This window comes from Rhizobium sp. ZW T2_16 (assembly GCF_044987325.1).
GTDB lineage: Bacteria > Pseudomonadota > Alphaproteobacteria > Rhizobiales > Rhizobiaceae > Neorhizobium > Neorhizobium cellulosilyticum.
This window is the reverse complement of the sequence record NZ_JBJDRG010000067.1, coordinates 1-822: the sequence shown is the minus strand read 5'-3', so window position 1 is coordinate 822 and position 822 is coordinate 1. Positions and strand designations below refer to the sequence as shown.

The window sequence follows — 822 nt, the reverse complement described above, 5'->3', positions numbered from 1 at the left end:
AAGGAGGCAGCTAACCACGGTAGGGTCAGCGACTGGGGTGAAGTCGTAACAAGGTAGCCGTAGGGGAACCTGCGGCTGGATCACCTCCTTTCTAAGGAAGCTGTGGAACTGGTAAGACGCTGAGACAAGTCTCGGATGAACCTTCCCGTGCTTTTTAGAACATAGATGGCGCCAGTCAGGCGACCATCGAAAACGTAATACGCCACGGAATATCCTTGCGATATCGGATGGTATGGCGAAAACCGCCGACTACGTTTCTCTTTCTTCATTAGGATATGAACCATTGAGTGCGCTCACGGGCTGTTCGCACCTTCGGTGCTGCCCTCCGCGAGGGCGCCGGCCAACTTTTAGGGTTGATGGCGGCGACGGCCTCTGGCCTGTATTGGCGAGCGTTACTTAACGTAGAGTTTGTCGAGATCGGGCCTGTAGCTCAGTTGGTTAGAGCACACGCTTGATAAGCGTGGGGTCGGAAGTTCAAGTCTTCCCAGGCCCACCATTCTCCTTTTTAAGGTGTTTGGTTTGTTCGATCTTGACCCTCCTGATGGCATTGTCATCGGGTGTTGCGATGGTTGGGGCTGTAGCTCAGCTGGGAGAGCACCTGCTTTGCAAGCAGGGGGTCAGCGGTTCGATCCCGCTCAGCTCCACCAATTCGCTTTTGGTGTCGAGATGACGGGTACATATCCTTTGAAGAAGTAAAAGTTTGCATCGCTTCGATGAAGCGCATGCCTGTTCTGCAAAAATCGTGAAGAGAAGATTGATCTGGAGGCTTCCAGGTCTGGGTTTTACCGCAAGGTAAGCCTGGGTTTGAAGCTGATCCTTATG

At 52.9% G+C, this 822-nt stretch carries 2 tRNA genes and 1 rRNA gene; all 3 read left to right on the top strand.

Annotated elements, in window-relative coordinates:
• Window positions 1-91 (top strand): 16S ribosomal RNA (locus ACI3K0_RS30745); the annotation flags it as partial.
• Window positions 92-419: 328 nt separating this feature from the next.
• Window positions 420-496 (top strand) — tRNA-Ile (locus ACI3K0_RS30740).
• Window positions 497-571: 75 nt separating this feature from the next.
• Window positions 572-647: transfer RNA gene (locus ACI3K0_RS30735), tRNA-Ala, on the top strand.
• Window positions 648-822: the final 175 nt, after the last annotated feature.